A 23,403-nucleotide genomic window follows, 5' to 3' on the forward strand; every position below is an offset into this window, starting at 1 on the left:
GCAATCATTTTTAAATGGTTTATTCATAATATTGATCACAGATTGATTCAATTAAAACATATAATGCTATCATATTAAATTAAATAATAATTTCACTTACAATGTTGGGATGTCACAATAGGCTTACTTTATGATCGTATGATTATATCTGTATTCTCGCCTTAATTTTAACCGAAAATAATTATTTTGTAATTTTATAAAAAGCTTATAATATCTCTTCCTTACACCTCACTTATAATTATAACTTATATTTAACATATGGCTTCTAATATACTAACCATCAAATGCCCACAGTGCGGGTGCATTAAACATAGTTCGCTTGGGAATGATAAATACCATTGTGACGGATGTGGTGCAATCTATTTTATTGATAAAAATGATATGCATATTTTTCATCACCAACAAAACGGACCACAAAATACCATTAAATCGAATAAACTTTTAATCATCGGATTAATTATTTTCTTCTCTGCATTATTCCTGATTCGATTTTTTGTAATTCAAATCAAAAATACCGAAACAACTCAACCCAAGGTAGTTGAATACAGGAGCTATGTTACATCAAATGAAAATCGTATAAAACCAACTCAACCAACGAAAAAAGAGTTATGGAAACATAAAAATATTGCTATGTTTATCACTAATGACACTCCTTATTTAATTATGGAAAGTCATTTATCAATATCAGAATCCATGAAACCAACCCAAGATCAATATTTCATCAAAATATTTAATACCAAAACCCAGCGTTTTGAGAGTGAATTCAATTTGATTGATGAGCATAATAATAAATTCCCCTATGTTATAAAAACATGGGATGATGGTGAAATATTATTGTTAATCAATAATCTAAAACTATTTCAACTAAATAAAAAAGAAAAAATTTTTAAAAATGTCAATGACTCTTTCTTTTCCGAACATCCAGAATTTTCGCAAGGTTTAGCAAAAATTGAATTTGTTAGAGACGATTGGGGAAGTGGCCTATATGTTTACACGAATGAAGGTAAACATTTTTATTTTTATCCAACTATCAATAAACTTTATGATAAAGATGCTTTTTTTGACGCCAATTCTGGTTTCAAATCCTTACCGGAAAATACAGCTACTAGCACGGGCTTTGCATTTAATATCTATAGCTATGAATATCCTGACGAAGATTCGCTGCTGATAAAATTTGATTACAAATATCAACCAAATTATCCAAGAGAACAGCCTTCGTTTAGTTGGCGAAAATTTTATGGTACAGAAGATGGTTTTTTTACTGATGAAACCCCTTATCAAAAAGTACTTATGAATGAATGGATGATGAATAGAACTCGTACCATAAAATATCAGAATTTTACTCCAGATCGTGTCTACTTCTTCCCTAAATTATTGGATTTTAATGAAGAATTTATTTTAATTGCTTTTACAACCTCTCCAGTAAAAGCCGAAAATTATATCGTACAATTATTAAATGCAAAAAGTGCTGAAATAATTTGGAGTTACGATTTCCCATTAAACTTCAAGAATACTCGAGGAAAAATATTAGGGGATCGTATTTTATTAATGACAGATGATCATTTAATTGAATTAAATGAAAAAGGAAAACAAACATTAAGTCTCGATATCACTTCGTTAAACAATTAGGAATAAATATAACTATGTTTGGAATTTTTAAAAAACAATTTGCTTCCGTAATTGAATGGGCTGATAATTCGGCAAATATTTTATGGTATCAATGCCCAAATATAAACAATAATGAAATCAAAAATGCATCTAAACTTATCGTTGCCCCTGGACAAGGATGCGTTTTGGTTTATGAAGGTAAAATTGTTGATATTATTGAAGAGGCTGGTATTTATAATTTAAAAACTGATAATCATCCTTTTATCACAACGTTATTAAAAATTAGACAATCATTTGAAAGTGAACATAAACTGTATATATACTTTTTCAAAACAACAACTACGGTAAACCAAGGCTGGGGAACTTCGTCACCAATTAAGTATTTAGATCCTGACTACCAATTCCCTATTCAACTAAAAATGAATGGTAATTATTCTTATTGTATCAGTGATATTCGCCATTTTTATCAACAAATTATTGGTCAACAAAAACAATACACCGTAAATGATGCCAAAGAGTTAATTACAAGCCGAATCATTCAGGTAATAACATCTATATTAGCATCGGGTAAATATGCTTTTCTACAAATTGATTCAGAATTTAATCAAATATCAGAAAATGTTAAGAAACAACTAACCGATGAGTTTACGAAATTAGGCCTTAGTCTTACTGATTTTCGGATTATTGCTTCACAGTTTGATCAAGAAACTGAAAACCGAATAGCCAAAATAGCTAATATTTCAGTAGATGTCATTGCTGCCGGTAAAGCTAACTTAAGTTATGCTGAAATGGAAAAACTACAAGCTATACGTGATGCGGCTAGAAATGAAGGTGGTGTAGCTGCTTTAGGTGCACAATTTATGGCAGGTGCGGAATTGTCTAAAACTTTTACACAAAATGCTATAAACACAGAACATACTCAAGGCGTTTTGGATAAGCAAACAGCAGAAACCAATGATGTTTTTAATAAACTCACTAAATTAAAACAATTGTTAGAGCTGGGTGTTATTACACAAACAGAATTCGAAGCCAAGAAAAAAGAGTATATTGATAAGCTTTAATAAAGGGTCAAAAAATGAGAACAATTTTAGCCAGTCTTTGCATAGCTTTTATTTTTATGCTTTCACTATGGGTGATACTACTAATATGGGATATTAATTTATTACAACACATTGATATAATAAAAATCGCCTTAACAATAGCAGCCATTATAATAAGTTGCATTTTATTATGTTTGGTGTCAGCAATGTTTTTTAATAAAAGTGAACATCGATATGATAAAACAGCTGGTAAGGTTGCCCAACCAAAAAAAACATAACTTTTGCTGAAATTTTATGGGGATGCTCAGCGCATAACAAAATAACTATTCTTTTAATGCTAATTAAATAATTTATATTTAGCTGAAAAATCCAAATTGATTTTAAATTTAGATTTTTTTATAACAACAGTGATTTTTTATAATTTGATGAATCAATCTGTTTTTATTCTTGCTCGTTTATTATTTTTTTGTCTTAAGAGTGGTTATATCTTTCAGTTGCTAAATATAGTGTTTTTCATTTATTATTAGAAACACACTTTCAAAAATCAATAAATATATAATCATTATCGATTAATTATTTATGTGGCGAAAAATAATGATAACAAGCTATTTTGAATTCTCTGATGGTTTATCTAATAAATATTGGTATATCTGCACTCAAAAAACCACTCAATTAACCGTTACCGGTAAATTAAAGAAAGAAGGTAAAGTGCTTACTAAGCAGTTTGCAACAGAAGAATTGTGTCATGCTAATAGTTTAAAAGAAATAGAAGCTAAATTAAATAAAGGTTATATTGAAAAAAAAATTCCTGATTGGTTTAATTGTCTAAACATTACTGATACTGTTGCTATAGAGGAAAAACGAGTAGCTAAAGAGTCAATACTTGTTTCTACTGAAAAAGGGATTCAACCTCAGGATATTAGAAGATTTTTTCGTGCCATTAGAAACAATGATATCAATTCAGTTATTCAATATCTGTCTGTAGGATTACGGCCCGATATACCCAATTATTGCGATAATGGATATGAGATTGCATTAATGAATCATCATAAGGAAATGCTCAAATTACTTACGCCTTATATTAATACTGCTGAGAATAATAAGTTATCCTATTTAAGGACTATTGTTATCCACTATCGCTATAGTGAAAAAATAGATGATATTACCCAAACTTTACTTAGCGTTAATTATGATTTCGCTAATGATGAAGGCTTTGAAGCTTTATTACCTTATTTGAAAGTTAATTTAGTAAAACAATTACTTGAATTGGTCAAAATCAATGTACGAGATTTAGATCGTCAAGTTCTTTTTGATAGTTTGGTGCACAAAAATAAACCGGTTATTATTTATCTCGTTGACAATGGCATTTCGATGGATGGCGTAGATCCCAACTCAGGTTTATCACTAATGCATCTTGCATTTTATCACTTTGGTGATGATTTACCTTTGATTAAAAAGCTACTTTCAGCAGGCGCTGATCCCTATATTTATAGTACAGGAGAGATTATACGCCCAGGATTAAAATTTGGAGGTGGTGAAAACGCGTTTGACTATGCCATTAGAGAAATGAGCCCAAATGTTATTCATTATGTTGAAAAACTCTATGTTGATTTTGAAGATAATCTACCAATTAAAACAGTTTTAACATCGGCTATGTTAAGTTTTTCACCGGCCATAAAACGTTTTTTATCGAAACCCGATCGTCCTATTTATGATGAACATGGCAATTCATTGATCCATTATGTTTGTTGCGCTACCCACGAATCAACTGCGATAGAAAATATCGTTTATATGCTAAAAAATAATATCAAAATTAATATTGTAAATAATATTCATCGTAACGGATTGTTTTATTTTTGGTTTAATGGCTCTGGGGTGCCTTGGCAGTTAGGCGATGAACTTAATGAGTTGTTAGGCGTTAATAATTTTTTTAATGCCGTTCTTAGTAAGACTAGTTCAATGTTTTGGTCTCAATTACGTGCAGAATATGGTATTAAAGATCCTGATTCCAAAGGGGATTTTTTAGTTAAGTGGTTTTCTGGTGTGATTGGCGACCGAGATTTTTTAGCTTTATTACTGCAAAAAGCAGGCGCCGATATTGAATGTACTGATATCTACGGTATGACGCCAATTATGTTCTATGCTAGGTATAGCTTAAAAGATGATCCGGGAAAATTAGCCCATCCATTATTACAGATACCAGCTAATAATTCAGCAAAACCTGAAGATGATAACCTATATGATGAATCATCAAGTGAAGATAGGCGGTATTACGCTTTAATTTCTTTATTGCGCTGCCGACCTAATGTAACACGACGCTATCAAGATGATGGTGCCACCATATTACATCATATCCAACGTCATAAAATCTATGAAAAAGCGGAAATTTTAAGCTTATTATATTTTCTAGGTGCGGATGTTAATGCTAAGGATAATAAAGGGCGCACACCACTTCACTACATTACTTTAGCTGATAGCTCGGCATCATTTATGGATATAGAATTAGAAGATGCCATTATTCATTTAATTGCTAAAGGTAAGGCGAACCCGAATATCCAGGATCACGAAGGCAATACTCCGTTACATTTAGCGCTTGCAGATAGTGATAAATATAATTTGGTAGAAACACTATTAGAATATGGTGCCAATCCCCTTATTGCGAATAGTTTGGGCGAAACAGCTGAAGATTTAATTGAAAAATTAGCATTACAAAGAAAATTTGCTGAAAATATTGCTATCAATCAACATAAGCAAGCCAATAGCCATGCGGTTGAATTAAATTGGCAACCACTCAACACACCTAATAAAGCAGTTAATTCAAATTTACATCTTTATGCTAGTTTAGCATTGCCGCGATATTCTTTAGATCATCTAATGATAACCAGCTCTTACTTGTATGTAACAGAAAAGGGAATAGACCGAACTTACTGCATAGATAAAATAACAGGTAAGACACTATTTGGTCGTTATGGCATTAGTTATCCCTATTCTTATAACGGACATCTTTATGCTGGCGTAGAAAACCGTTTTGCTGAAATAGATCAGCAATCTGGCAAAGTTTTATGGTCAGTCGGTTTAGGTCAAGATATGAGTGGACCTATCTATATTCACAATGATCGCGCTGTTTGTGTTGTGCAAAAAAATTTAGTAGGGATATGTTTAAAACAACGCAAGCAACAATGGAAAGTCAGTTTATATGGTAGATTGACCGCAAAAGGGTATATTGTTGATAATCATTTAGTAATTTTAACTCAAGAGGCTCGTTGTACTAAAGTTAATATTATTGATTTTTTATCGGGTTCTATTGTTGAAAACGCAGAACTCTATACTCTAAATGGTTTTATTGATAGTTTTCAAATGACCGACCAATTGTGGGTTTATACTCGAGATAATATCATTCAGACATTGAATTTTAGCTCTATGAAAATTGATCATATTGTATGTGAGTTTGATGATGATGAGTATTGGCAATCATTTAGTATTATGGGACTATGTAACGGACATAATCAAGTCTATGGTTTATTTAAATTAATATCAAAAAATGAACAACAAAACCCCATCTATCGTTTATGTTATTTAGATGGTGCAAATGCCCATACAGTAGTTGATGTACCTGTAGGTGGACCAATTCATTATCATAACGATATGCTTATAATATTAGATCCCCATCAAAAAGCCGTAGGAACATTTAATCTAAAAAATCAAGATTGGCAAATGTGGCAATTTCCGAGTTTCCATGGTGATGATGGTGTACGTCAGCTCTTCATAGCAAATGATGGTTATATTTTTGTGGCACAAGGTGGTGGAGCATCCTATCCAGATCAAGATTTGTTGTATGTATTAAAAAACTAATGAACATAAATTGTTCAACTTCGAAAATCCCAATGTTAAAATTAAAAGAGGTCAAATGTGTCAAAAGAATTAGACAAAAGCTTTCGTTTATTTAAAAAACCGTTTCATGTGGTATTGGTTGGAAGCGGGTTAGATGTTTTACTACCCAGTACTTATAATACAATATTTACTGATGCAAAAATGCGCTATCAACAAGTTGATGATGAGCACTATCTATTTGTGAAATCAGCCACAGGATGCTTATCAACAAACCCACCAAATAATCTAGGATATCGAATAACAATCTCTTATGTGAAAAATTATAAGGCTAATGACTACTTTCAGCAGTATAAAAATATCTATCAAGATGTAAGCGAACAATTATCAGAAGATGTTGAGTTGTGGTGTAAAGTGTTATCTATTCCGCAAACCCCTCCAGGAACAAAAACCTATGAATTAGTGCTAGAAGCCCAAAATGGATTGATGTTAATAACCGGCTCCGCCATTCCCCACGATGAATTAGATGAATTTTTAGTATTAGCGGAATATATTCAGCATTATGATGGGGACATACCTACGATTTCTGATAAAGATGGCTATAAAAATAATACTTATCATCCTGAAATTATTTTAATGAATATGGATGATGAAGAGCGCTTATTAGAACAAGAGCTTGAACAGTATGAAGCAGAAGATCACGATGAGTACGATGATGTCGATGATGATTGGGAAATTTGTGTTAATTTAAATGATAAAGAGCAAATGCGACGAGTCCTTAATCGTTTAATCGACAATTTTGACGAAATCGAAGAATTTTTGAGTTTTGGCTCGATAGTAAACGGTGAATTTCAAGAATATCAGCATGAAGAAGAAGACAATAAATTTTATCAAGTTGGATTGTGTAGTGAGTTATTCTTTTTTGAAGCTGCAGTGAAATTTCCAGCTTTACACAAGAAAATTATTGATTACATCAATCTTGCTATTGATGAAGAAGGACCTTGGATGGATGAAGAGACACCAAAAGCACTGCATGCTGCATATGCCTTAGCGATGTATGACCAAAAATATATTCCTAAATATATTGAGTTATTGCGAGTGTTAGATATGGACCATGAAGTCTATCAATGTGGGCAAATAGCAAAACTGATAGAAAAATGGCAAAAATATGATAATGCTATTCGACTCATGGCAAGTCGTAGTTGTAGTGTCGCAGGTCAACACGGATTTGAAAATTTAGATCCAGAAATTTTAGACAGTATTCAACGAAAAGAGACATTTTTAAAATATCTTTTACTTGATGCCAAAGAAAACCATTATGATTATCCAAATCACTTGAAGAGTTTGATGAGTGTCTGTTTAGAACCAGTACTAGAAACAGTCGATATTGATTTTAATGAAGTTAAGCTAATTAATGCATTAAGATCTATACATGAAAATTCATCTATTAGTTTAGATGATATTGCATAATAAAATTAATTTGGAGAAAACAATGATCACCCGTACATATTATAAAAATAAAAAAGGTCAAACCGGCTTTATAGAATTAAATGGTTTAACTTTGCGATCAGGATTAGACTCTGATATTCAGATCGAAACCTTTACCGATCAAAATGATATAGGCATTGCTTTTAATGGTTTAATAATGAAAATGGTTCAAAATGGTTTTGAATTTGATCGTGTTGAAACAGAAGAAACTGCTGAAGATATTGCTGCAAAAACAGTGGATGGTGTACTTTTGCAAGACAATCAATTTATTGTTGATTTTAATGATCCTAAGTCCCTACAAAATACTTTAGAAAATCACTATACAAATTTTTTCCAGTATATCGAAGCTATTGAAGGAAAAGGTATTTTTTATGGTCAAGTAAAAGATGGTAAATTTGTTCCTCATACAGTTGTGTCAGGTGATAATGAGCTAGACTTTTATCTAGCCGCTGTCAAACATGAGTCTTTACGACCTTTAATTAATGAATTGTTAACCAAGATCATTACCAATAACACTGATGAAAAGACGAATATGCGTGATGATAGTATGCCAGTCGGTGCAGTTGCAGCATTTGTCAATGCTTATAACGATAAAAAATACTTAGTCACTTACCGTCGCTTGCAAGATAGTATAATCTACCTTAATCGCCATAAAGCTAGATTTGATTTCGATGGGCAAAAAGGAAATCATATACCTCAATTATTAACAAAATGGGGATTTGACGACAATGATGAATATGCATTCACGTTTTTAGCAGCTCAGCTTATTAATATTGACAATCCGAATCAAGCCAAAGAAACGGCTTATATTCTTAATGAACTCGGATTAGCCGAAAAATTGAAAAGCAGAGAATATTTAGAAAAGCTTTATATAGCCATTGCAGAGCGAGCTGCTCATATTTTTAATCAAAATGATGTTGAAAAGAGAGCTGGTGGAGAATATTTATATGTCGCATTAAATGCATTGGGTATCACGTGTAATAAAAAAGATGCCTATATGGTTTGCTATTTAATGGATGATATTCGACATTATCCATCTCTTGCTCAGTTATTAGCTGGTAACATTAATGAAGATGATGATTTTACACCAATTGAAGGTGTGTATGATGAAGAAAATTGTGATGATGACGACGATGATTGGGCGGATGATGGTTATGATGATGACGAAGAAGAAGATGAAAACGAGTGGGAAGACGATGACGATGAAGATGATAAATAAGTTATACTTTCTCAAATTAAGTGATAAACTCAAAAAAGTTAAATTCGACTAAAATCGATTTTTAATTAATGTGTAATAGTCTTTATTCAATCTGATTCTGACATTATTTTATAGCGTATAAAAAAATGTCAGAAATAAATAAAAATAGCAAACTCATTAATTTTAAATTAGTGCTTTTTAGATGAATTAGCAACACATCTCGGTCATGTCAAAGCGGTAAAGTCATTGGATATGACCGAGTCAATTATTTTCGCTATAACTTTACGGGCTTAATACTATTGTATTAGAAACCGCATCAGGCAATATTAAAGCAAAAACTTTTATTAGTCTCTTTGGTCTTACTAAACATGTAAGTATAGATACGCTGTTTAAACGACAAAGCTTAAATTTTTTCAAGTTCTGTAATCAATTGTCTTTTAACTCCAAAGCTTTTTCTTATTTTTAAACCATAAGAAATCTATAATATTTTATCGCTAAAAAACTGCGCTAATTTATCAAACTGAAAAATTGTAGACTTTTACCTTATCTCCATAAAAATTAAATTTTATAAAAAATGTTTACATTATTTATTATTTCTTATAAGCCTTATTCTAAAAGGATTTAGACGGTAAACACTTTAGGATTAATTATTTACTGGTGTTCACTTTACGTATTCACTAAATAAAAAAACCGCTAAATAATAGCGGCTCATAGTTATGATAATGAGATTAATTATCTAATAAGTTATCCAACAAGTCAGATGGTGAAATATATGTTCTAACTTTGCTGTTTCCAATAAGCAATAATAGTCCATTATCTTCCAGCCCTTTTAAATCAGATCTTGCTGTATTTTCAGACACACTGTATTCAATACTTATCGATTTTGCAATAAATTGCCTACCCGGTTCTTTAGCTGCTTTTTTTAGAATATCAATTTGTCTAAAATTTAACTTTGATGCTATTTTAGAATTTTTAATTCTAGTTAAGAAATAGGCTAATTCTCGTTGCTTTCTATGTAGATAATTATTTAATTCGTCGATAGACCGCATGATAATATCAATTTGGTGGTATAGAAAATAAGTAGTATCTAATTCATCATCTTCTACATATAAATAAGCTTTTGCATACTGTATTGGTGCGTTTTTAATTAATTTACTTATTGATGTATATTCAAATAACCAATAACCAGACTTCATCATAAACCAATAAAATAAGGCTCTTGCAGTTCTTCCATTTCCATCTCCGAAAGGATGAATAAAGCCAATAAAAAAATGTAACAATATTGCTTTAATTACTGGATGTATAAAAAACTCGCCTTCTTCACAATCATGACGAGTATTAACAAAATTACATAAATCACTCATCAAATCATAAAGTTTATCTGCTTTAGGTGGCGTATAAATAACTTCTTGTAAATGGTTTCTAACATAAATATCATCTGTTTGTCTAAACTCACCACAGACAGCATTATTTTCTATTGCACCAGTTGTTGCTATTTCATGAAAACTGAGAATTAGCTCAATAGATAAACTTTCATTTTTCATTTCCAATGCTTTCTTCATTAATAAATAATTATTTAAAATCATAATTTCAGATTTATTTTTTGGTTTCCTATCTAATTCAAGCATTTTTTTGGCTATTCTTCTTGTTGTTGAAGCGCCTTCAAGCTGAGCCGATGAAATAGCTTCTTCCATAATTAAAGAATGAACTAAATATTTATTATTAACTCCATCCATCGATTCAGGATTATTCGTCCCTATATAACCACTGGATTTTTTATCTATTGTGTGGAGATCTCTTTGTAAAGAATCAGGAACACAAAAGCTAAATTGATATTCACCTATATTAATTTTTTTACTTGACTGTAACCTAGAAATTTTAGTCGCAGCCCATGCTAAATCAATATCAATATCTTCATCATTTTTTTTATATTTAAAGTCATTCCAATGGAGATACCGACCTTTTACATCAGTTTCCTTAAATTTACCTAAAACCTTAATTAAATCTATAGAATGAATAACTTTAATCATTTCTTTTAATGATTTAGCGTGTGATATTCTCATATTTAACTCATTTTTTAAAAATTGAGTTAAATGATATTATTTAATCACCATAAAGTAAAGGTTACATTTAATAAAGAATTTATCTTTACCGTAAAATGAAGGTTATTTTATAAAATCTTTAGTTCATGATAGCCAATCTTTATTCATGTCTCAATTTATTTGTAAATTTGATTCATCCCAGTATTAGTACGTTTTTTTAATATAAGACTTTTGGTTTTCATTTATAGCCTAATCTAATGATGTGCCAAAACCATTTAGTGAAAATGGGATTATTAAGCACTGAATTTCGGACATACTCAATATATGCATGATAAAGATATTTTTTGGAGTTTAAGGGTGTTATAGCTAAATTGCCATATTTTTGTACCTGTAGACTTGATAAGAAAAAGCAAACCACTACCATCATAAATAGGATAATCCTTACTTTGTGGCTTGGCGTTCTTAATTTGTGTATCAGTCATTGGAGCTTTTTTTAGGCATACTTTCACCTTTTGGTGGCTATGAAATTATGGGACTATGTCCGCGTAGTCCTTAATGTAGTCTCCCAAAATATCAATTCAAATATGTCTTACTGATACTTGCAGAATAGTAAAATATATTCGTACTAGTTTTGATGTGGTTTAAAGGATTTTGAAGAATATTACTGATTATTGAATTGGTGCCGTGGGCGGGACTTGAACCCGCATGCCCTTAGAGCACTACCCCCTCAAGATAGCGTGTCTACCAATTTCACCACCACGGCATCTAAAATTTATTCAGGAATATCAGAAACTGGATTGACTTGTTCTTGATGAATAAGCGAATCAGTTGTGACAGGCTTCTGACCATCCTCAGTTTGTTGCGTTGCAACAGGTGTATCATCCCCAATATTATAAAAGGTTTTGCCAGCATCATTTTTACTATCAAGATTAGCTAATACAATACTAAGAATAAAAAATAAAATACCTAAAATCGTTGTCGTACGGGTCAGAAAATTCCCGGTGCCAGCTGAACCAAATAGTGTTGCAGATGCACCAGCGCCGAATGAAGCTCCCATATCCGCACCTTTACCTTTTTGGATTAGAACTAAGGCAACAATTGCGACTGCAATAACTAAATATACAACGATTAAAATTCCGTACATATTAACCCACAGCTAATTTGATTGTCCTTTTTTAAGCTTTAACAACTTTGATAAAAGGAAAATAAAAATATTGATGCGAAATATTAGCGAAAGCTGACCAAACAAGCAAGCAAATTTTTATATTTTATTGTTATTTGCTTAATCTATAGTACGCATTTCTGTAATAAATCGGTATAATGTCGCGAATTTTTTATGCAGTGGTAATACAAATGAAATTTATTATTAAACTTTTTCCTGAAATCACCATTAAGAGTGATTCTGTCCGTTTACGATTTATTAAGATTTTAACCAGTAATATTCGTAATATTTTGACACATGACTTTGCGGTAGCTGTGGTTCGTCATTGGGACTATATCGAAGTCAGAGCAAAGAATACTCATGAAGAACCCGCTATTTTAGATGCGCTTTCACGTATTCCTGGAATTCATCATATTTTAGCTGTTGATGAATTACCTTTCACTGATGTACATGATATTTATCTAAAATCGCGGGATTATTATGCCCCATTGATTGAAAATAAAACCTTCTGTGTTCGTGTCAAGCGTCGAGGTAAACACGATTTTAGTTCAATTGAAGTTGAACGTTATGTTGGTGGTGGTTTGAATCAGTCGGTTGAGAGCGCTAAAGTCAAATTAACTAAACCTGATGTGACTGTTCATTTAGAAATTGAAAACGATAAATTGCTATTAGTGAAAGGGCGGTACGCAGGCATTGGCGGATTTCCAATTGGCACTCAAGAAGATGTATTATCGCTAATTTCTGGAGGATTTGACTCAGGCGTATCAAGTTATATGTTAATCCGTCGAGGTTCAAGAGTACATTATTGTTTCTTTAACTTAGGTGGCGCCAGTCATGAGATTGGTGTAAAACAAATGGCACATTATCTGTGGCATCGTTTTGGTCGCTCTCATAAAGTACGTTTTATTGCTATAAATTTTGCGGATGTGGTGGGTGAGATTTTAGAAAAAATTGATGATGGGCAAATGGGTGTTATCTTAAAACGGATGATGGTTAGGGCGGCATCTAGCATTGCTGAAAAATATGGTGTACAGGCACTGGTAACCGGCGAAGCATTAGGTCAGGTTTCAAGCCAAACGTTAACCAACCTACGTTTAATTGATAATGCAACCGATACTTTGATTCTACGACCATTAATTACTCATGATAAAGAGCAAATTATCAAATTAGCGCGACAAATTGGTACCGAAGATATCGCAAAAACCATGCCTGAATTTTGTGGTGTCATTTCGAAAAATCCGACCGTTAAAGCGATTAAAGAAAAAATTGAAGCTGAGGAATCCCACTTTGACTTTGCGATTTTAGATAAAGCCATCAGTGAAGCGGAAAATATTGATATTCGTGAAATCGCTAAACAAACTGATAACACTATTCGATCTGTAGAAACGGTATCTGACTTTGATGAAAATAATATTATCATAGATATCCGTTCTCCCGATGAGCAGGAAGATAAACCGTTACAAATGGAAGGTGTTGATATTCAATCCATTCCTTTTTACAAATTATCAACCCAGTTTGGCAATTTAGACCATCATAAACAATATCTTTTATATTGTGAACGTGGCGTAATGAGTAAATTACAAGCACTGTATTTAATCGAACAAGGCTACACTAATGTAAAAGTATTTAGACAGTAAATTCGACTTATAGCGCTATATTAAAAATAGATTAAGAAATAAATAAAACAGCTAACAAAAGTTAGCTGTTATAGCTTTATGTAAGCTATTTAATTTCGGCACTTGGAAGTAGACGAAATTGTTTTATATTCTTGCCAATAAATTGATTCGCAAGTTGATTCACTTTTTCTAATTTAATTGACTTAATATACTCTGGCTGATTAACTAATTGATCATAATCCTGATCATCTGTTGCTACCTGTGCGATCGCATTCACCCAATATTGTGCACTTTTAACCATTTGTTTATGGTTAACCAACCATGCTTGTTTAGCTTGAGCTAACTCTTCGCTACTTACACCATAATGCCGAATATTATCCATCGTTTTGTTGACTAATTCCGTTATCTGCGTTGCCCGTTTAGGATCGGTTGTGAAATTTAAACGTGCTAAATAATAAGCTGTAGGACGTTTAATTAACTGTTCTGAAAATACAATCGTATATACGCCAGAATGCTGTTCTCGTATAATCGTTCTTAAGCGTACATTGATAATATTATCTAACAATGCTAAAGCTAGTTGATCAGACATTTGCCATTTTGCATCGGTCGAATAAAGCATACTAACCATGGTTTTATTACTAGTACCATAAGGATAATCAACTCGTAAAACATCATGAATTGGCGTAATATGATTATCATGCCATTTTGTAACCGCATTTGCCTGATCTATTTGATGAATACCAGCTAACCAAGTTGTTATCAATTGTTTAACCTTATTACTATCAAAATTGCCAGCAATGACGACCGTCATCGCGGCAGGATTAGCATACAACTGGTGATATTGTTTTTTCAATTGATCAAGATTGAAGTTTTGCCAAGAGCCTTTAGGATCAACCGTTAAACGTTCACTATGATGGAATGATTTTTGATGAATAAAATCAAGAAAGTGCCGCTCAACAGGTTGATGAGCTCGACTTAACTGGGCATTTTGTTTTGCTGATATCAATTTATTTTCATCAAATTTAGCCGCCATTAATTTCATATATAATAGCTTAAATAAGGTTTCTAATTGATCTGCTGGCGCACTCCCCTCATAACCGTGATACAACAGTTCGGTATAAGGAGTTAATTCAATTTGACGTTGTTTGAGCTGCATGACATTAACACTTTCATTAGTTGAAGAATTGGCAATAAGTTGTGACCATGCAACTAATCCAAGTTGATCTTTGCTGTCAATCGATTGTCCGCCTGGCACGCGCAACTTAATCTGCACATTATCACTCAGCTTATTATCAGAATGTAAAATGACCTGCATACCATTTGTTAACTGCAGGTGTTCACTATTTATTGCTCCTATCGTTTGCGAAGCAATTATTTTACCCGTAGAAATTGGTGTAATCGCCAATTGAATTGGCTTTTTCTGATAAGGGAAAACCGTTAAATTTTGGTTAGCCCGAATGGAATCCCATGCGGTAAGAACAGCTTGTTTTGTAATCACTTGTTTATCAGTTTCAGGCCCAATAATCGCTACCCGAAGCTCACTGGTGGCTAATCTTTCTGCCACAATTTTTTGTAATTGTTGGGCACTAATACGATTAAATATATCATTAGTCATGCGCCATTGTTGTTTTTTACTGATGATTGGCAAATGATACTGTAATGCTGTAGCGATCTGATCAGCCTGATAAGTATTACTATAATTGATTTCGTTTAGTGCTTGCTGAGATAACTGACTGGTTATTGCCTGCTTAGCTTCAAATAATTCCGCATCAGATACTGGTACAGCTGCTAGCCGTTGCAATTCTGTAAATAATAGCTGCGTTGCTTCTAAATAATCATCCTGTTTAGGAACAGCGAAAAAGGTATACTGTTGTCTTTGTTGATCTAGTAATACGCTTTTATCTTGTCCTTGCATTGCTTGAATTTTCTGCTGTTCAACTAGTAAACTAAAACGCTGATTTAATATATATAGCCATAGTTGATCAATCACATCGTCTTTAAAACCTGTTTGAGTATTTAAAGCTTGTGGCAAGTTTTTTTGTAACATCACTTGAATCATACGTTGCCCTTGCTCTTGATCGAAAATCGTTTCAATTAATGGGGCGCTTTGTGGCTTGTAATAACGTAATGTTGGAATATCTTGGGGTGTATCACCTCTAGCTTGTTGACCAAATAATTTTTCAATCGCCTGTTTCATTGATTGTTGATCAAATGAACCCACAATAACTAAACTCATTCTTTGTGGTTGGTACCATTGTTGATAAAAACGTTTAGCCTGTTCTAAGGGGCCTGTTTTAATAATTGATAGTTTTCCTATTGGGTTACGATCTGCATAAAGGCTACCTTGATAACGCAAATTTTCCAACTGACTATTGATGCGGTAAGCAACGCCTTGACGTAACCGCCACTCTTCAATGATGACATCACGTTCACTATCAAAATCTTGTTGATTAAATGCAATATGATAAGCCCAATCAGACAAAACTCGCAAACCAAGATTGATTGCTTTACCATCATCCGGTAAAGATAATTTATAAGTGGTTGCATTAAAACCAGTGACTGCATTAATATGCGAGCCTAAGGTAATACCATATTTTTCTAAACGTTTGAAACTACTTTTATCGGGAAAATGTTGAGTACCTTTAAATGCCATATGTTCCACAAAATGCGCTAATCCAAGTTGTTGCTCATCTTCTTGTAATGATCCGCTATGAACCACTAAGCGCATTTCAAGCCCCTCTTTTTCACGTGGGAAAAACACCACATCTAATCCATTATCTAAGGTAAATTGTGAAACTTTTGGATTTTGTAGGTTTGTCTGCTGGTTTGTACACGCAACCAGTAATGTCATAATTAATAGAAAAGTGATTTTTCTCATTTCTGATTTCCTGTACTCGTATCTATATCAATAATGGTATCAGCCAATGTTTGTAATTCATTTTGGTGAGAGATAAAAACCATCGCACTGTTCGATAACTCAGTTTTTAATAACAAAATTAATTGTTTTGCACTTTCAATATCTAAACTGGCTGTAGTTTCATCAAGTAACATTAGGGCAGGTCTTTGCAGTAATAAACGTGCAAATAATAATCGTTGCTGTTCTCCGCCTGATAGAATTATTTGCCAGTCTGCTGTGCGTTGTAAATCTGATTTAAGTTGCGACAATCCCACCTGATCAAGTACTAAAGCGATTTGATCTTGCTGATACTTGATTGATGGTTGTGGGTAACTCACTAAATCAGCTAATTTTCCTTCACCTATCCAAACTTTTTGCGGTAACCATATAAAATCAGAAGTACGAATAATCTCTCCCGTATAATCTTGCCAAAAACCGGCCAAACATTTTAACAATGTTGACTTTCCTATACCAGAGCGTCCTTTAATCATAACGATTTGCCCTGTTTTAACGGTAAAAGACGTAGTTAAAATTGGCTGCTCTTTGCTAGCCACGCTGATAGCTAAATGATTAACCGCTAATTTGGTTGGTTGATTGTCTGTTGTCGGGTTAATTGAATTATCAATCGGTTCCTCTAATAACTGCATAAAATGATAAAGACGAGTAACAGTAGCTTGCCAAACCGCAATATTTTTATAACTAAAGATAAACCAGCTCAAGGCACTATTAAGTTGCATAAATGCAATCCGAATTTGCATCAAACCACCTAACTGTATGGCTCCGCTAATAAATTTCGGCAAAGCAAAAAAGATAGGCGCTAAGCTAGATATTTGACTAAAGCCATTTATAAAAAACAGCAGATTACGCTCTTTACCAATCAAACGATGCCAGTTGCGTACGACTGCCGAAAACGTTATCTGTAAGCGTTCTTGTTCGACACTTTCGCCATGTTGTCCAGCAATACTATCACCATTATCACGACAGCGGATTAAATCACTACGAAAATTCGCTTCATTTTTTTGTTGTTCAATATTGATGGGATGTAATTTGCGACCAATAAAATGGGTACATAATGATCCAACAAATACATAAACTATGCAAACAAAAAACATATAACCAGGTATCGAAATATCCGAAGAAAAAACGGTAAACTGTAATGCACCAGATAATTGCCATAAGATGGTCGCAAACGAAAAAAAAGTTAGCGTTGAAGTCAAAAAAGAGATTAATAATTCTAAACTTTGACTAATTAATAAATTGACATCTTCAGCAATCCGCTGGTCAGGATTATCGGGCATTTTCCCTTGCAAGGTTAAATGATAATATTGTCCGTTATGAGCTAACCACTTGGCGGTGATAAATTGCGTCATGGCGTCACGCCATTTAATTTGTAGTTTTTTACGCAGAAAGTCAGCAAATACTACTAACAAAATCAATGCCACAACTAATAGAGAAAATTGCCACAATAAATTGATTATAGTTTTACTATCTAACAATTGTAACGCGTTATAAAATTGACCATTCCAATCAGCCAATAAAACATTTAGCCATGTAGTACTTAAACTTAGTGCTAAAGTGGCAATCAGTAATACCCAAGCTATTATCGCTTGGGATGAAAACCAAAAAGGTTTAATTAAATAAAGAAATTGTTTAAATTTTTGCATGTTGATCTAGAAAATTAAAAATCATAATTGAGTTGTAGCCAAAATTGTCTACCGACATCATAGGAATTAGCAATGATCATTTCTCTATTTGAGTTATAATATGCATAACGATCAGTTACATTTTTTTTATTCAAAACATTATCGATTTCAAGTGAAACGCTTCCACCATAAGCAAATGAAGGTGCCCAAGAAACTTTCATATCCCAACGTAAAGTGCTAGCAAAATCTTCACGTTCATATCGTGCCATTTGACCATGTTCTCTATCATTATAATATTTGTTGTCATAACGAACAGCTTGATAACGTCGTCCATGCCATTCTAATAAATTATAAACGGATAATCCCCAATCAGGAATCTGAGTTTTTAATTCGACATTTAAACGTAATGGCAAATTAAAATCGGTTGCCGGCAACTTTGATGCTTTAATGACTTTACCATTGTAGTAAACATAATCTTTACTAACTCTTCCTGAAGGATCATAACTTGCATATCCATTTTTAGGTTTGTTACTTTCATTTTTTTCCCAAATAATTGAACTTGTCAGCGTGTTTTCTGTAGTTCCTAACATCCACGGTTCAGGATTACTCATACTAATTGAAAAGCTATTGTGTGAACTTTCACCTGAATTATCAAAAATTTTCACCACTGAATTATCTATTTTTGGTCGGCTTATTACTTCATTACGTCCTTTACGATAGACATATTGGAATTTCCAAAGTGTATTAAGAACAACTTGTTCTAAGCCTAAACTGAACTCATCACTATATGGTGTTGATAATGAATTTAACCCTTCAAAATCACTTTGATGTTGCCAATTTTCATCTATTTCTGTTCCTGGTGCACAATCATCAATATCCATATAACCCGTACAATTTTTTAGACCTGCATTTTGAGCACCATATAATGCATATATCAACATATTGCGTCCATAATAGCGATTATAACCAGCAATAATATTGGTTTTCCCATCACCTAATACATCATAAGATGCTGTGATACGAGGTGCAAAATTAGCTTCTTTAACAAAATCATCATAATCCATGCGAATCCCTGGTCGTAAAGTCAAACGATGATATTTGATCGTATCATCAACGTATGCTGCATAATTCGTATAACTAGCGGAATGGCGACCCGCTTCAAAAACGGATGTAGACCAGTAATCATTCATCCACGGTCCCATGTTTAAATAATAAAAATTATAACGATAATAATCTTTATCCCGCTGATAAATTCCTTTAGTTTTACTATATTCTAGTCCTAGTTTTGGCTCATGAATTGTCCCAGATAGCTGTATTGGACGAAACTGTAGTTTAGTCTTTAAATTAGTGCTTTTTTGAGTTGTTTTTAAATCCCCTATTCCACCAGAATTATAACTTGCACTTGGATATTGTGAATAATCATTAAATCCAATAAAGTAGTTTTGATCGCTGGTACGCTTATCTTGTAATTGCTGATAACCGGCATTTATTGATAACTCTGCCATATCAAAATTACTGGTTAATTCAAACATCCCACCAATACCAGTATGATCTGTTTGGTTACCTGAGTGGTCTTCTTTAGGTGAAAATGAATAATCTTTATGTTTCGAATAGTTAATTGATAAATCTGCATTGGTATTTTCAGTCATGTACCAGCTAAGCTTGCCAGAAAAATTATCGGCATCTCGAGTTTGATTTTTAAAGCCTTGATAAGGTTTATTTGTGATGACAATATTATTATTTTCATCTAGTTCTGGTGATAGCCCTTGAAACTTGACCGCCGAAATATCAGATTCACGATGGGAGGCAGAAAATACAATCCCTAATGTGTCGGTAATGCCAGACTCAAACCAGCCGCCGAAGCTATTTTTTTTATAATGAGGCTGAAAACGACTAGGACGGCTATTATCATTGTTGGCAGTACTAAACTTGATTTGGTGATCATAATGCACTTGATTCCAACCCGAACGGGTAGTGCTATAGAAAACGCTTCCACCATTATGATAACGCCAACGTTTACTGGTGATATCAACAACACCGCCGGTAAAATTACCATATTCTACGGGAATGTTATTATCATATACTTTAATATTATCGATTAGTCGGCTATCGATATAATAACCCTGTTCACTTGATTCGATCGTTGTAGCAGTCACACCATTACCATCACTTGATGGATCAAAATCATTATTAAAACTGATACCATCGAGCATAAAATTATTTTGGTAACTATTAGCTCCCCGAATTGTCATTTTGGTCGGTTTGATTTCCCCTTGTTGGTTACCACTCATCCCACCATTTGACATTTGTACGGCAGGCAAGGTTCTTATCAAATCAGTAATATTACCATTGCCAATAGTATTGTTTTTGATGTCCTCAGACGTAATCATTTCAGGTTTTACCACCTCATTAATTGAGGCATTAACAACCATTACATCCTTAATGTCCTCCTCTTTTTCTTTTTTCGATTGCTCTGCTACGTCTGCTTGCATTTCTTCTTGTTCAGCCATGACTGGAGCAGATGCCAAGCCAAGGCTAATAACAAACAAAGAAAGTGAAGGGAATTTATTCATTATGACACCAAATAAAAATAAGTATTATTTATATAATAGAAACGAGAATTATTCTTGTTTTTATTAATAAGTCAATAACGGTACAAGATATAAGAGGCAAAGATTATATAAATAATGACAAACAAATAATGTGATGATATGGGTGAGTAAGATATGCAATAAGAACTGTAGTGGATCGTAAGATCCACAACACAATCGGCTAAAAATGTGTGAAACTAATGAGTATAATCATTAATACCAATAGGAAGCACTAATTCAGTTGCTACTCTATGCGCTGTTGATTGACCTAATAGAACAGTGATAATTTTTAATGCAAAATCAATCGATGTTGCAGGACCTTGGCTTGTTAAAATTCGATAGGTTTCGTCATAATAAACACGATCATCTCGCCAGTTTTTAAATGCAGCTTTAGTACTAGGATAGCCCGTCATAGCTGCTTTCGGAAATAAATTATGATGTTGTAAAACCATTGCCGGTGTAGCACAAATTGCCGCTATGATTTTGCCTAGCGCATGAGTTTGTTTTAATTTTTCGATTACAGTGGGGCTATCACGAAAATTCTCCGCACCTTTCAAACCACCCGGTAATACCAGCACATCAAACACTTGATCCTTAATTTCGGAAAAGGTTTTTTGCGCTAAAATTACGACACCACGCGAACAACGTATTTCACGTTCGTCAGTAATGCTAGCATAGGTCACTTCAATACCTGCGCGGGTTAGTAAATCGATTGTTGTTACTGCTTCTGTCTCTTCACAACCTTGTGAGAGTAGGACTAATACATTTTTTTTCATGATTGATACTTTAACCTTAAAATAGGATACAAAATCACTTTAACAATGAAATTGTCACACGTTTTAATATGCTGTTTTCCCTGTAAAACCTTTTATAATTGTGAGCAAAATTATTCTTATGTCTAAATTTAAACTCCAATTCTGAATATATTCTAAATCATATTTTATCCGTTTTTCCATTTTATCTAAAGTGTCTGTTTCACCACGGTAACCATTGATTTGAGCCCATCCAGTTATACCCGGTTTTACTTTATGTCTTAACATATAACCTAAAATTTCCGTACGATATTGTTCATTGTGAATAACAGCATGCGGCCTTGGTCCCACAATTGACATATCACCAAATAATACATTAAAGAATTGCGGTAACTCATCTAAAGAGGTTCGACGTAAAAAAGCACCAATTTTAGTTAATCTTGGATCATTTTTCGTCGCTTGTTTAACTTGATGGTCATTCTCCATCACTTTCATTGACCGAAATTTCCATACTTTGATAATTCTTCCATTCACTCCATAGCGATCTTGCTTAAATAACACAGGACCTTTTGACGTCAACTTAACGAGAATTGCAATAATGAACAGAAGCGGCGAAATGATTGTTAATATGATAATAGACCCTATAATATCTTCAATTCTTTTCAACAATACGTTAAATCCTTTAAGTGGAGTATCATAAATAGAGACAATTGGAATATTGTTAATAGTGTGAATTCTTGATCTTAATAAATCAAAAGTAAAAATATCAGGTAAGAAAATAACAGTACAAGTTGTATCTGCCAGTTTTCTGACTAAATCGACGAAAATCTTGTGGTGTTCAATAGAATCAGCTATAAAAATTTGATCAAATACGCCTTTTTTTGCATCTTGTAATAATTGTTGTAAATCACCTTTACAATTAGAATCATTACAAGAATATATATTTTCTTCATAATATCTCGTAATGTTATATTTGGTCCATGGTATTTTTTTTAAGTTTAAAGATAATAATCTTCTTTGTGCTCTACTACCAACAAAAGTTACATTTAATACTTTTTGATTAATTCTATTATTTAAATACAATTCAAATAAAAAATGAATAATATAATAAATGATGACGGCAATTAGGAACCAAATAATTAGAATTTCATACGATATAGAAAAAATAGTCACACTTTTATAAAAAACGAAAGCCCCCCAAAAACTAAAACACCATATTTTTAGTAAATCAATAAATAACTCTTTGAGTTTACTAGCGAATAATGAATAGTAAAAATCTCGCATATTAGCAATAACTAAAAAAAAGATAACAACCATTAAACAAAAATTGCCATCAATTTTTTGATCATATTTATCGAATAAATAATTTGTTATAATAAAACTAATAATAATAACTGCTATGTCAAGTAACATTTTGAAAACCGCAAAAGTAGGCATAGCAAAACGTGAAACTTTATTTTTTAACATATTATAACCTCAACACAGAGTTTTAATTTCAATACTTCTTAGCTACTAAAATGTTTATTTACAGTGATAACA

The 23,403-nt window shown here is 32.8% G+C and carries 15 protein-coding genes and 1 tRNA gene; 7 read left to right on the top strand and 9 right to left on the bottom strand.

All coding sequences use genetic code 11. The features are described from left to right. Window positions 1–258 precede the first annotated feature (258 nt). The 6 genes from FcAc13_RS08955 to FcAc13_RS08980 all read left to right on the top strand — a co-directional run bounded on the left by FcAc13_RS08955 (window position 259) and on the right by FcAc13_RS08980 (window position 9,183). Window positions 259–1,629, top strand: coding sequence for a hypothetical protein (locus tag FcAc13_RS08955; RefSeq protein WP_187755879.1), 1,371 nt, complete (start codon window positions 259–261; stop codon window positions 1,627–1,629). Window positions 1,630–1,643: 14 nt separating this feature from the next. Beyond that, the gene (locus FcAc13_RS08960) at window positions 1,644–2,669 is read left to right on the top strand and encodes an SPFH domain-containing protein (protein WP_223064577.1); all 1,026 of its coding nucleotides are present in this window, start codon (window positions 1,644–1,646) and stop codon (window positions 2,667–2,669) included. 14 nt (window positions 2,670–2,683) lie between these two features. Continuing rightward, the gene (locus FcAc13_RS08965; RefSeq protein ID WP_187755880.1) at window positions 2,684–2,926 is read left to right on the top strand and encodes a hypothetical protein; all 243 of its coding nucleotides are present in this window, start codon (window positions 2,684–2,686) and stop codon (window positions 2,924–2,926) included. A gap of 316 nt (window positions 2,927–3,242) precedes the next feature. After that, window positions 3,243–6,500: a WGR domain-containing protein gene (locus tag FcAc13_RS08970; protein ID WP_187755881.1), complete on the top strand. Its 3,258-nt coding sequence runs from the start codon at window positions 3,243–3,245 to the stop codon at window positions 6,498–6,500. 57 nt (window positions 6,501–6,557) lie between these two features. Further along, a complete protein-coding gene (locus FcAc13_RS08975; protein ID WP_187755882.1) occupies window positions 6,558–7,946 on the top strand; it encodes a hypothetical protein in 1,389 nt (462 codons plus the stop codon). A 22-nt stretch (window positions 7,947–7,968) separates the two neighbouring features. Next, window positions 7,969–9,183, top strand: a complete 1,215-nt coding sequence (locus tag FcAc13_RS08980; RefSeq protein WP_187755883.1) for a hypothetical protein — start codon at window positions 7,969–7,971, stop codon at window positions 9,181–9,183. A gap of 707 nt (window positions 9,184–9,890) precedes the next feature. Here FcAc13_RS08980 and FcAc13_RS08985 read toward each other — a convergent pair. The 4 genes from FcAc13_RS08985 to secG form a co-directional block, all read right to left on the bottom strand. After that, window positions 9,891–11,225 (bottom strand): Fic family protein, encoded by a 1,335-nt coding sequence (locus tag FcAc13_RS08985; RefSeq protein WP_187755884.1) that lies wholly within the window; start codon window positions 11,223–11,225, stop codon window positions 9,891–9,893. Window positions 11,226–11,521: 296 nt separating this feature from the next. Continuing rightward, window positions 11,522–11,686, bottom strand: coding sequence for an integrase arm-type DNA-binding domain-containing protein (locus FcAc13_RS12420; protein WP_343066782.1), 165 nt, complete (start codon window positions 11,684–11,686; stop codon window positions 11,522–11,524). 195 nt (window positions 11,687–11,881) lie between these two features. After that, window positions 11,882–11,967 (bottom strand) — tRNA-Leu (locus tag FcAc13_RS08990). Window positions 11,968–11,976: 9 nt separating this feature from the next. Beyond that, on the bottom strand, window positions 11,977–12,348 hold the full coding sequence (gene secG / locus FcAc13_RS08995) for a preprotein translocase subunit SecG (protein WP_187755885.1): 372 nt from the start codon (window positions 12,346–12,348) through the stop codon (window positions 11,977–11,979). 209 nt (window positions 12,349–12,557) lie between these two features. Between secG and thiI the strand changes: the two genes are divergently transcribed. After that, window positions 12,558–14,003 (top strand): tRNA uracil 4-sulfurtransferase ThiI, encoded by a 1,446-nt coding sequence (gene thiI / locus FcAc13_RS09000; RefSeq protein ID WP_187755886.1) that lies wholly within the window; start codon window positions 12,558–12,560, stop codon window positions 14,001–14,003. Between the two features lie 85 nt (window positions 14,004–14,088). On the opposite strand, the gene FcAc13_RS09005 is transcribed toward thiI, so the two are convergent. The 5 genes from FcAc13_RS09005 to FcAc13_RS09025 all read right to left on the bottom strand — a co-directional run bounded on the left by FcAc13_RS09005 (window position 14,089) and on the right by FcAc13_RS09025 (window position 23,331). Then, window positions 14,089–16,860: a M16 family metallopeptidase gene (locus tag FcAc13_RS09005; RefSeq protein WP_187755887.1), complete on the bottom strand. Its 2,772-nt coding sequence runs from the start codon at window positions 16,858–16,860 to the stop codon at window positions 14,089–14,091. Next, window positions 16,857–18,542, bottom strand: a complete 1,686-nt coding sequence (locus tag FcAc13_RS09010) for an ABC transporter ATP-binding protein/permease (protein ID WP_187755888.1) — start codon at window positions 18,540–18,542, stop codon at window positions 16,857–16,859. Before FcAc13_RS09010 ends, FcAc13_RS09005 begins: the two co-directional genes overlap by 4 nt. Before the next feature lie 14 nt (window positions 18,543–18,556). After that, the gene (locus tag FcAc13_RS09015; RefSeq protein WP_187755889.1) at window positions 18,557–21,094 is read right to left on the bottom strand and encodes a TonB-dependent receptor; all 2,538 of its coding nucleotides are present in this window, start codon (window positions 21,092–21,094) and stop codon (window positions 18,557–18,559) included. A gap of 215 nt (window positions 21,095–21,309) precedes the next feature. After that, complete coding sequence (locus FcAc13_RS09020) at window positions 21,310–21,888, bottom strand: DJ-1 family glyoxalase III (RefSeq protein ID WP_187755890.1); 579 nt, start codon at window positions 21,886–21,888, stop codon at window positions 21,310–21,312. A 63-nt stretch (window positions 21,889–21,951) separates the two neighbouring features. Next, complete coding sequence (locus FcAc13_RS09025; RefSeq protein WP_187755891.1) at window positions 21,952–23,331, bottom strand: undecaprenyl-phosphate glucose phosphotransferase; 1,380 nt, start codon at window positions 23,329–23,331, stop codon at window positions 21,952–21,954. Window positions 23,332–23,403: the final 72 nt, after the last annotated feature.

This window comes from Frischella japonica, from assembly GCF_014489845.1.
GTDB classification, from domain to species: Bacteria; Pseudomonadota; Gammaproteobacteria; order Enterobacterales; family Orbaceae; genus Frischella; species Frischella japonica.

Bases quoted from the DNA above. Each gene is read 5' to 3' on its own strand.
- FcAc13_RS09025 (WP_187755891.1), bottom strand. From the start codon at position 23,331: ATGTTAAAAAATAAAGTTTCACGTTTTGCTATGCCTACTTTTGCGGTT.
- FcAc13_RS09010 (WP_187755888.1), bottom strand. From the start codon at position 18,542: ATGCAAAAATTTAAACAATTTCTTTATTTAATTAAACCTTTTTGGTTT.
- FcAc13_RS08955 (WP_187755879.1), top strand. From the start codon at position 259: ATGGCTTCTAATATACTAACCATCAAATGCCCACAGTGCGGGTGCATT.
- FcAc13_RS09020 (WP_187755890.1), bottom strand. From the start codon at position 21,888: ATGAAAAAAAATGTATTAGTCCTACTCTCACAAGGTTGTGAAGAGACA.
- FcAc13_RS08980 (WP_187755883.1), top strand. From the start codon at position 7,969: ATGATCACCCGTACATATTATAAAAATAAAAAAGGTCAAACCGGCTTT.
- FcAc13_RS08960 (WP_223064577.1), top strand. From the start codon at position 1,644: ATGTTTGGAATTTTTAAAAAACAATTTGCTTCCGTAATTGAATGGGCT.
- thiI (WP_187755886.1), top strand. From the start codon at position 12,558: ATGAAATTTATTATTAAACTTTTTCCTGAAATCACCATTAAGAGTGAT.
- FcAc13_RS08970 (WP_187755881.1), top strand. From the start codon at position 3,243: ATGATAACAAGCTATTTTGAATTCTCTGATGGTTTATCTAATAAATAT.
- FcAc13_RS12420 (WP_343066782.1), bottom strand. From the start codon at position 11,686: ATGACTGATACACAAATTAAGAACGCCAAGCCACAAAGTAAGGATTAT.
- FcAc13_RS08965 (WP_187755880.1), top strand. From the start codon at position 2,684: ATGAGAACAATTTTAGCCAGTCTTTGCATAGCTTTTATTTTTATGCTT.
- secG (WP_187755885.1), bottom strand. From the start codon at position 12,348: ATGTACGGAATTTTAATCGTTGTATATTTAGTTATTGCAGTCGCAATT.
- FcAc13_RS09015 (WP_187755889.1), bottom strand. From the start codon at position 21,094: ATGAATAAATTCCCTTCACTTTCTTTGTTTGTTATTAGCCTTGGCTTG.
- FcAc13_RS09005 (WP_187755887.1), bottom strand. From the start codon at position 16,860: ATGAGAAAAATCACTTTTCTATTAATTATGACATTACTGGTTGCGTGT.
- FcAc13_RS08985 (WP_187755884.1), bottom strand. From the start codon at position 11,225: ATGAGAATATCACACGCTAAATCATTAAAAGAAATGATTAAAGTTATT.